This window comes from Kitasatospora sp. NPDC059088 (assembly GCF_042738155.1).
GTDB lineage: Bacteria > Actinomycetota > Actinomycetes > Streptomycetales > Streptomycetaceae > Kitasatospora.
In genome coordinates this window covers 38,472-48,259 of sequence record NZ_JBHYGR010000057.1, presented here as the reverse complement: position 1 = coordinate 48,259, position 9,788 = coordinate 38,472, and the positions used below count along the sequence as shown (strand labels likewise).

Annotated in this window: 8 protein-coding genes; 4 read left to right on the top strand and 4 right to left on the bottom strand. The window is 73.8% G+C overall.

Annotated features, from left to right (window positions below; genetic code table 11):
- Positions 1-131 precede the first annotated feature (131 nt).
- Positions 132-1,709 (top strand): FG-GAP-like repeat-containing protein, encoded by a 1,578-nt coding sequence (locus ACFWXO_RS24720; RefSeq protein ID WP_380525994.1) that lies wholly within the window; start codon positions 132-134, stop codon positions 1,707-1,709.
- 77 nt (positions 1,710-1,786) lie between these two features.
- Here the strand turns inward: ACFWXO_RS24720 and ACFWXO_RS24715 are convergent, their stop codons facing one another.
- Complete coding sequence (locus ACFWXO_RS24715; protein WP_380525992.1) at positions 1,787-3,151, bottom strand: BTAD domain-containing putative transcriptional regulator; 1,365 nt, start codon at positions 3,149-3,151, stop codon at positions 1,787-1,789.
- 490 nt (positions 3,152-3,641) lie between these two features.
- Between ACFWXO_RS24715 and ACFWXO_RS24710 the strand changes: the two genes are divergently transcribed.
- Positions 3,642-4,472 (top strand): hypothetical protein, encoded by an 831-nt coding sequence (locus tag ACFWXO_RS24710; protein WP_380525990.1) that lies wholly within the window; start codon positions 3,642-3,644, stop codon positions 4,470-4,472.
- Positions 4,473-4,574: 102 nt separating this feature from the next.
- The gene (locus tag ACFWXO_RS24705; protein ID WP_380525988.1) at positions 4,575-5,051 is read left to right on the top strand and encodes a hypothetical protein; all 477 of its coding nucleotides are present in this window, start codon (positions 4,575-4,577) and stop codon (positions 5,049-5,051) included.
- A gap of 301 nt (positions 5,052-5,352) precedes the next feature.
- Here the strand turns inward: ACFWXO_RS24705 and ACFWXO_RS24700 are convergent, their stop codons facing one another.
- Positions 5,353-5,664 (bottom strand): hypothetical protein, encoded by a 312-nt coding sequence (locus ACFWXO_RS24700; protein ID WP_380525986.1) that lies wholly within the window; start codon positions 5,662-5,664, stop codon positions 5,353-5,355.
- Between the two features lie 152 nt (positions 5,665-5,816).
- Positions 5,817-7,241, bottom strand: a complete 1,425-nt coding sequence (locus ACFWXO_RS24695) for a S1 family peptidase (protein ID WP_380525984.1) — start codon at positions 7,239-7,241, stop codon at positions 5,817-5,819.
- Positions 7,242-7,572: 331 nt separating this feature from the next.
- Between ACFWXO_RS24695 and ACFWXO_RS24690 the strand changes: the two genes are divergently transcribed.
- The gene (locus tag ACFWXO_RS24690; protein ID WP_380525982.1) at positions 7,573-8,298 is read left to right on the top strand and encodes a hypothetical protein; all 726 of its coding nucleotides are present in this window, start codon (positions 7,573-7,575) and stop codon (positions 8,296-8,298) included.
- On the opposite strand, the gene ACFWXO_RS24685 is transcribed toward ACFWXO_RS24690, so the two are convergent.
- A complete protein-coding gene (locus tag ACFWXO_RS24685) occupies positions 8,291-9,370 on the bottom strand; it encodes a ParB/RepB/Spo0J family partition protein (protein WP_380525980.1) in 1,080 nt (359 codons plus the stop codon). The genes ACFWXO_RS24690 and ACFWXO_RS24685 overlap by 8 nt on opposite strands.
- Positions 9,371-9,788 lie beyond the last annotated feature (418 nt).

Here is a 9,788-nt window from a genome sequence, read left to right as displayed (position 1 = left end):
GGTCACCGCCCCCCCGCGCGCCGGCCCCGGTCCCCGGCCGCCGGCCCGCCTCCCCCGGGCCCCGGGGGCTCGCCGTACCCCACCCCGCCCCCCCCTCCGCAACCGAACGACCGCACGTCATGGGGGAGACCTTGAAACGCATCCTGGCCCTCGGCCTGAGCACCCTGCTCGCCGCAGCCGCCGCACCGGCCGCCCACGCCGCCGCACCGGCCGCCCACGCCGCCACGCCGGCCACCACCACTACCACCACTACCGCCTTACCCTCGCTGCGCGTGATGCCGCTCGGCGACTCGATCACCGCGGGCGCCGGCAGCGCCACCGGCTCGTCCTACCGGGCCCCGCTGTGGAGCCTCGTCGCCGGCCAATCCCGTTACACGGTACGGTTCGTGGGCTCCCAGGCCGGCGGGCAGCTGCCCGACCTCGCCCACGAGGGCCACTCCGGCGACATGGTCGACGACCTGCGCGCCGGCATCGACCAGTGGCTCGCCGCCGCGCACCCGGACGTCGTCCTGCTGCACATCGGCGTCAACGACCTCGACCGCGGCGCCGACCCGGCGCACGCGCCCGAGCGCCTCAAGGCCCTCCTCGACCGGATCTACGCGGACCGGCCCGGCACCGCCGTGGTCATGGAGGGCGTGATCCCCACCACCCAGGGCCTCCAGGAGTCCCCGGCCGTCTACAACGACCGGGTCCGCCAGCTGCAGGCCGTCGAGGCCCAGGCCGGGAACTCCTTCCGGTACGTGGACCCGCCCGCCCTGGGCCCCGCCGAGATGTCCGACCGCCTCCACCCCAACGACAGCGGCTACCGGCGGATCGCGCAGGCCTTCTACGGCGGGCTGGACCAGGCGTTCTCCGACGGTGCGGCGCGGGCATCCGTGGCCTCCGACACCGCCAGCGAGTCGGGCGGCCTCGGCCGCGTCCGGTACGCCGACTTCGACGGGGACGGCAAGGCCGACTACCTCACCATCGGCGCCGACGGCGCGGTCGACGTCTGGCTGAACAAGGGCGGTGACGGGCGCGGCGGTTGGCAGTCGCTCGGCCAGGTCGCCACCGGTGTGACCACCGACCCGGCCCGGGTGCGCCTGGCCGACTTCGACGGGGACGGCAAGGCGGACTACGAGGTGATCAACCCGGACGGCTCGGTCCGCGTCTACCTGAACAAGTACACCGGCGGCCAGGGGAGTTGGCAGGACATCGGGGTCGTCGCCACCGGTCTGACCACCGACCCGACCAGGGTGCGCCTGGCCGACTTCGACGGGGACGGCAAGGCCTACTACGAGGTGATCAACCCCGACGGCTCCGTGCACGCCTACCTCAACAAGTTCACCGCAGGTCAGGGGAGTTGGCAGGACCTCGGGACCGTCGCGAGCGGTCTGACCACCGACCAGAGCCGGGTGCGCCTGGCCGACTTCGACGGCGACGGCAGGGCCGACTACGCCGTCATCGACCCCAGCGGCGCCGTACGGATCTGGCTGAACCGCGGCGGCGACGCCAGCGGCGGCTGGCTGGGCATCGGCCAGGCCGCCAGCGGGCTCACCACGGACCAGAGCCGGGTGCAGTTCGCCGACTTCGACGGCGGCGGCAACGCGGACTACATCCGCACCGACCCGCCGTCCAACGCCGCTCTCGTCTACGCCTGGAACGGCGGTGACGGCCGCGGGGGCTGGACCGGCCTCGGCCAGGTGGCCGGCGGAGTGCCCACCGGCTGACCGTACGTGCCCCGCGCCGCGCGGCCGACCGTACGTGCCGCGCGTGCCGCCCGGGCCCCCGGGCGGCACCGGCACGTTCAGCGCCGCACGCCCCGGAGCTGTTCGAGGCCGTCGAGGCTCCGCCGGAGCAGGGCGGGGATGGAGTGGTCCCGGCTGATCCCGGCCGCCTGCTCGAAGCAGGCACGGGCCTGCGGGAGCCAGCCGAAGTGGGCGTGGGCCCGGCCGGTGATGATCAGGCAGTCGGCGATGCCGCTCATGTCCCCCAAGCCGCGGCGGATCGCCAGCGACTCGTCGAGAGCGGCGAAGGCGTCCTCCTGCCGGCCCAGTCCGACCAGGCAGTCGCCGATGTTGGCCAGCGTCACGGCGACGTGCGTCAGGTTGCCGCGGGCCCGGCAGGCTTCGAGGACCCGGCGGAAGTGGGTGTGGGCGGCCTGGACGGCGAGAGCGGTCTTGCCGATGCCGCCCATGCCGGAGACGACCGCGACCCGGGGGAGGGTGCCGGCGGGCTCGGCCGCGAGGAACTCGGTCAGGGCTCGCAGGTCGCCCTCGCGGCCGGTGAAGTCGGCCAGGGCGGCGGGGAGTTGGGCCTGCGGGCGGACGGTTCTCACGGGCCGCCCGGTGGCGCCGGGCTCCCCGCCCCCGCCGCGTCCGCCGTGTTCCGCACCGCCCGCGCGGCCCTCCCCGCCCGCGCGTTCCCCGTACTCGTCCTCGTCGCGCAGGACCCGCTCATGCGCCGTCCGGACGGCGAGCCCGGGCCCGATGCCGAGCTCCTCGGCCAAGGCGCGGCGCAGCCGCTGGTGGACGGCGAGGGCCTCGGAACGCTGTCCGAGGCGGTGCAGGGCGCGCATCAGCTGGGCGTGGAAGGCCTCGTGCAGCGGGTGCTTGTTCGCCAGCGCGGTCAGTCCGGGCACCAGCCCCCGGACATGACCGAGGCGCAGCTCCGCCTCGATGCGCCACTCCAGGGCCTCCAGCCGGGCCTCCTGCCACTGGCGACGCGGAACCTGCGCCTCGGGAAGGTCCGGGAACTCGCCCAGCGGAACGCCGCGCCACAAGGCGAGCGCCGCCGCCGACTCCTCCCGCACGGCGTCCCAGTCCTCCCGCAACAGCGCCTCGCGGGCCCGCCGGACACCGAGGTCGAAGACCCGGGCGTCCACCTCGCCCGCGGCGACCTCCAGGACGTAGCCGAGCGGGGTGGAACGCAGGCGTTCGCCGCGCTCGTCGCCCAGCTGCGCGCGCAGACGGGCCAGCATGTTGTGCAGCGAGGCACTCGCGGAGGCCGGCGGGCTGTCGCCCCACAGGGCGGTCCTGAGCCGGTCCGACGGCACGGGCCGGTCGGGCTCCAGCAGGAGCACCGCGAGCAGCGTGCGGACCTTGGCGCCGCCGACCGCCCGCTCCTGGCCACCGATACGGACGAGAAGCGGGCCGAGCAGGCTGAAGTACATGATCGATCCCCCGGTCTGACACACCCCGCCGGCTGTTCGACCACGGTGATCACGGACACCGTAGGGGACAGGTGCCCGGGGCCTTCAAGAGGGCTCACCCGACGCGGTGCCGCCGCCCAGCGCTGTCCGGCGGCTGCGACCGCCGCGCCGCTGCTGCCCGGCCGTCGGCCTGGTCGGCCGTCAGGCCTTTCCGCTGCGGGCAGGCCTGACGGGCGGCTCGGGGTGGGGGAGGTGCTCGCCCGCGCCGGGGCCGCCGGGGCAGCGGTTGTCGGTCCGGGGACGAAGGATGTTATCGTCAAACTGACCTTAACCCGGGGTCGCCCGCCGTTTCGCGGGTGGAGCGGCCCGCCCTGCGCGGGCGGGTGGTGCTTCGGGAGGCGGACGCTCGAGATCGTCGGCGGTCCGGCCCGGCCCGGGCAACAACCATGGTCATGCAGGTCGAAACGACCGAGGAGGAATCAGAGCTGTGCGGGTGATGAGGAGGGGCGTCGTGGCGGCGGCCGCGGGGGCGGTGCTCGCGCTGGCGCTGGCAGGCTGCGGCGGGGAGTCGCACGGCGGTGGGGAGCCCCACGGCGGCGATGCGGCCCGGAGCGGGACCGAGGCGGCGACGAAGCGGGCCGACGCCCGGACCGACGCCCGGACCGTGCTGATGGCCGCGGCCAGGAAGACCGCGGAACAGGCCTCCTACAAGACGGTCCAGACGGGCGGGGGCGGATCCGACAGGTCCGAGATGTTCTTCCAGCAGCAGCCGTACGCCTCGGCCATCAAGTCCTGGGGGGAGAAGTCCGAGGACAACCCCAGCGGCTTCAACCACATCATCGCCACCGGCGACGGCATCTACATGAAGTCGGACCACGTCCCGGGCAAGAGCTGGTACCGGATGGACCAGAAGACGGCCGGCAGCCCCGGCAGCGCACGGGCGGCGGGGTTCGTCAACGAGATCGCGGGCTCGCTCGCCTCGACCGGGTCCACCTCCTGGGTCGGCGAGGAGCAGGTGGGCGGCCGGCCGGCCGACCACTACCGCGGCACGGTGGTCTTCGACGAGCTGGCCCACTACACCGGGCCCGCCATCAAGGACGAGGTGCGCGACTACTACGTCCAGTTGGCCAAGCGGCGGGGCGAGACCTCGGCGGACCTCGACATGTGGGTCGGCAAGGACGACCTGGTGCTGAAGTCGCAGCAGGTCACCACCGGCAGCAAGGGCCGGAGCGAGGTCGTCGAGGAATACTCCGACTTCGGCGCCGTCCCGGCCATCACGGCGCCCCCGGCCGACACCGTCGCCACCTGGGACGAGTTCGTCGCCGGCAAGGCGAAGCCGTAGCCGGGAGCACGGCCTCGGGCCGGCCGACCTCGGCTACGGCAGGGGGCGACGGTGACGCTTCCTCAGATGCGTCCGACCTGCCAAGATCCGCTGGTGAAACACGTGACCTACCGTCTCCACCCGGCACAGATACGCCGTCAGTGGATCTTCTCGACGCTCTTCCTGGCCGGTGGCGCCTACCTTCTCCACCGCGCTTCGTCCGTCCCGGCGGACCTCCGGACCGTCATCGTCGTGGCTTTCGGCGCTCTCCTGATCATCGGTGGGCTCCTCCAGGTGAGGGGCGCCTTCATCAGTGTGAGCTTCGACGAGCGCGAGATCTGGTGGACCGGGGCCCTGGGCTCCCGCAAGCGGTTCGCCTGGGCGGACGTCACCAACGTCGCAGTCGGGAAGAACCGCAACCGCCCCGACTCCGGGGACGTCGTGCGGGTCACCCACCGCGAGCACGGCGACTTCAAGCTGCCGGCGGTGATCGGCATGCCGGGCGCCTGGCGCGACCTGGACTTCGAGACCAAGGCGGCCGACGTCATCGCCACCTGGCGCGCGGCGACGGCGACGGCGACGGCCGGGCCCGCGACGTAGCCGGGCACATGCGCCCCGGCCCCTCGCTCGCCCTTCGGCCGAGGGGCCGCCAGGCCGAGGCCGCCGTCCTGGCCCTCTGCGACGACCCCGCGGCGGCCCTGACCGGCCCGGTCACCCGACCGCGGCCGCGCGCATCGGCGCCCTGTGCGACCAGGCCGGCCTCCGGGCGGCCGAATCGCAGTCCCACTCACTCCCCGCCCGACCCGCCCGCGCCGACCGCACGCAACCCGTTCCCGTGTGACACCCCTGCCGGTGTGCCGGAGTCGCGTGCGGTGTCGCCGCGACGCGGCGTCGGTGACGGTCAGTCGCTGCCCCGCCGCTCGACGACCAGGATGCGGGCCTCGGGGGCAGGGCGGGCGACGTGTTCGTCCCCGGGCTCCACGCAGCACACCTGGCCCGGTGTGAGGTGCTCGACCCGCTCGGTGCCGTCGACGCGGTAGTGCATGTCGACGGCGCCGTCGAGGACGACGAACACCTCCGGTCCGTCGTTGACGTGCCAGCGGTAGGGCCGGTCGGTCCAGTGCAGGCGCACGGTCGCGTCGTCCAGCTCCGCGAGGTCGAGCGCGCCCCACGGGCGTTCGGCGGTGAAGGAGGAGGAGTCGAGGAAGCGCACGGAGAACCTTTCCGTCCGGCGGCCACGCGGCCGGTCCTGCCCTTCATCCTGGGTCGGGAAGCGGGTCGGCGCGATCGGCGGAAGCGACTCGTCGCATCGACATCCTGCCACCCGGCGTCACCACTCCCGCCGGGTCCGGGCCCGGAGCCGGATCAGCTCGTCCTGAGGGTCCAGCCCATGTCGGCCAGGGTCTGGGAGATGGGGACGTACCACATCGCCTTGAAGCACCACGGGGGGCGGTAGCCGCCGTCGGACAGCTTGCGTCCGTTGCAGTTCATTTCGTTCTCCAGGGACGTGATGGTCCCTCGGGCCTGGTCCTTCCTCCCGCCGTCGGTCAGGGCGAACACCGGGCCGCCCGAGTCGCCGTTCGCGGCGGCGATCTCGTTGGGGTCGGTCTGGACGACCTTGTCGGCGAACTTGCGCAGGACCTTGTTCGGCCCCACGACATGCCGGTCCACCTCCTGGACGCGGAGACCGCAGTGGACGCCGGAGTTGGCTGCGGAATGGCAGACGTAATCGCCCACGTTGTTGCCACCGTATCCGGCGACGGGTTTGGCGTAACCGGTGCTCTCGTTCCAGGGGCCGTCGTAAACGTAGGCACCCGATCTTCCCGTGTGCGGGGCGATTCCGATGGTGTCGTCGGAGGCGTTCCCGTCCTTCTTCGAGGCGTTGCCCATGGGTTGCCTGCTGTACCAGGTCCGGTAGTTTCCCTCGCCGCAGTGCCAGGCGGTGGTGACCAGGTCCCTGGAATTGGCGCCGTACACCCCGAAGCCGGTCGAGCAGATCGTGCCGCCCGGGGTCTCGACGCCGGCGCCGCCGTGCCAGGGGGATCCGTCCTCTCCCCGGGTCAGGTCGATGACCTGGGCTTCCCGCCGGGCGTGGACCTCCACGCCGGCCAGGGCCGACGCGAGGGATTCGATCCGGGGCGTCAGTTCCTCGTCCGAGAGCGGGGCGGACGCGGAGTGCGCGCCCCTGGCCCGTTCGTCCTCGGGCTCGTAGCCGAGGTCGAGGCCGCTGCCGTCCAGAGACGGGCCGATGCTGCTGATGTGGCTGGGCCTGTCGGCGGTGAGGACCAAGGGCGTGCCGTCGGGCACGAGCCTGGCCCGGGCCGCGTGCAGTTCCGCCTTGGAGTACTTGGCCGGGAGCACCTCGACCTTCACCCCGTCCGGCAGGTCGCGGATCACGGCGGCCACCGGCTGCGGCAGGTCTCCCTTCCAGTGGAGCAGGACGCGGTTGGCCGCCGGGTCGACCTCCACCTCGGAGAAGCCCGGTATCCGGTCGCGCTCGAACTCCTCCCGTCCACCGGTGATCAGCTCCACGGCCCGGTCGAGGACCTCCTGTCTCCTCATCAGCTCGATGATCCCGGGGGCGACCTTGCCCGTCAGCGCCTCCTCACCCGAGGCCGGAACCGGCGCGGGCCGGTCCGTACCGCGGGCCTGGGCCGGACGGGGAACGTCCGGCGCGCCGCCGCCCGGGGCGGCCAGGGCCGGGACCGTGGCCGGCACGGTGGACAGCAGGGCCGTTGCCACCAGCAGACGCGTCCGGCCGGAATTCTTCCAGTGCTTTACATGCTTCACAGGGCTCCTCGGGAATGCGGTGCGAGGCCACTTGCGGCCCGCTGCACGGAACCTAGGCCGAATGATGGGGAAATCGAAGGCACGCCTTTCACCCAAGTAGATCGAATGCGATCTTTTCGGGCGTGAACAGGGCCCCTCCATCGATTCTTCACCCGTGCCGCCGGGAATCCCCCCGATCCGGACCGGGGCGCGGTCGGCCCGAATTCTTTGACTCTCCCGGCCGAAAGGGGAACCATTCCCCTCGACATCGGGAGGAATCATGGGGCAGGCGGGCAGCCGTCGCGGGACGCGCCCGGGGCGGCGCGGGTGGCCGGTCATCGTGGCGGCGGGGGTGGCAGGCGGTGCGGTCGCGCTGACCACATGGGCGACCGGGTCCCCCGGCGCGCGGGTGCACGAGGGCGCGGCCACTGGCCAGTTGCTGGCGAGTGCGGACGGACGCACCCTCACCCTCAGCGTCGGCTGGGGCTGCGAGTCGCGGCCGGAACTCGTGGTCCGTGAGCTGCCGGACAAGGTGAGGGTCTCGGTCCGGCACACGGTCCCGGTCACCGACCCGCCGGGGCTCTGCGACCCCATGGGCGGCTACGCGCGCATCACGGCCCGGCTGAAGGCACCTCTCGGGGACAAGCCGCTGATCGACGCGGTCACCGGTCGCCCCGTCATCCACTTCGACGGCCGCGACCTCGCCCTGCCGACGTACCTCCCCGACCAGTACTTCCCCTACCCGGAGGACCAGATCGCCCAGATCCCCGGCCTGGCCCCGTTCCCCGAGGACCGGCCGAACTGGGCCACGGGCTACCACGTCGGCACCGAACCCAGGGCCGGGGCCTCCCTGATCATCCGCCAGAGCAGGGGCGGCGCCGACCCCGCACCGACCGACCGGCCCACCGCCACGACCACGGTCAAGGGGCATCCGGCGGCCTTCACCAGCGCCGACCCGAACCTCGGGCCCCGGTCGCTGAGCTGGTACGACGGCACCTACACGTTCACCGTCTCCACCGGTGCGCCCGTCGCCCTCACCGACCAGGAGCTCGTCCGGGTCGCCGAAGGCCTCAAGTAGCCCGGGAGGCCCTGGTCCCCTCCTGCGCCGCCGCCTCGCGCGCCTCCAACTGCCGGGCGAACTCCAGCCACTCGGCGGCGTACCGGCGCGCGAGGCGCTGGACCTGGCCCCCGCAGTGCGGTGGCACGGCAGCGAACAGACTCGGCCAGTCGGCGGCGGCGCTCCGGTGCAGCAGCCACAGGAGCCTGCGGCCGTCCTCCTTGAGGACGGGCGAGGGATCGCGGGAGAGCCTCTCGACGAGCAGGTTCGCCCTGGGCCCCGGCAGGGCCGCTCCCCGCCCGTGGCCGTCGGCGTGCGGCGGAGGCGGCGTCGTGACGGGGACCGTCACGGCCGTGGCCGTGGCCGTCGTCGCCGGAACCCGGGCGCCGGGGGTCGACCGATCGGGAGGACCGGCAACTCCGGCCCCGGCCGACGACGCGGCCGGAGGCCGTCCCGCTCCGCGAACCACCGCCGGAACCGTCACGGGCCCCTCCCCGTTGCCGAGACGCCTGCGGACGTCGGCGACCGTCCCGGGTGAGATGCCCGCGAGCCGCGCGACCGTGCGCAGCGATGCCTGCGGGTCCTCGGCCATCAGGTCGGCCGCCCGCAGCCGCCCTTGGGTGGCGTCGAGGGCCCTGGTGCGACCGTCGAGCCCGATCCGGGCCGCCGGCTGGGTGTGCAACTGCGGCGAGGCGGCAGTTGCACGGCGTCGCGCGGACGCCACCGCCTTGGCACCGAGGCCCGACAGCCTGGCGATCGCACGGTCGGACAGTTGCGGATGGGTCACGAGGATCCGCTCGACCGCAGCGCGCCGGTCGGCCGGTGAGAGCGGCAGGCCGTGCCGGGCATTGGCCTCGACCGCGAGCAGGAAGGCCTCGTGGGCCGTGCCGTCGAAGAACTCCACGTCGATGAACGCCCGCCCCCGCTGCCGCGCGGCCTCGACGCGGTGCATCCCGTCGATGACCCGCAGGTCCGCACGGCGCACCAGTACGGGGGGCAGAGCTTCGTCGAGCGAGGCCAGGAACCCGACGTGCTCCGGGTCGAGCCCGCGGCCGCGCAGGGCGACCCCGGGCCGCAGGACCGAGAGCGGCACGGAACCCGACTCCCGTACGCCCCGCCCGGAGGGCCGGTGCACACGCGCTCCCCGCCGTGCGGCGGCGGCCGTGCGGACGGTCTGCTGGAACATCTGCTCTGCTCTCCCCATACGACACATGCGCCGCGGGCGCGCCGCCAAGGCGCACGGCCGCCGGCCGACGGACCGCCGTCGGCGGACCCCTCGAAGGCCCTGCGCCGGGCCGAAGCCGGATCCTAGGAAAGGCAGCTGCGCCCGCGCCACTCTCCTGGGCACCCCCTCGGGCACCCCTCGGACACGTCCGCCTGTCCGGCACCGTCCCGAGGGCACGGAACCGCCCGGCCCGGAGCAGGCCGGCGTGGCCCGCGCCGACTGCCCGCCCCAGGCGGGGCGGAGCGAGGAGAGCCGCTGCGCCCCCGTCAGGGACGGTACGGAACGG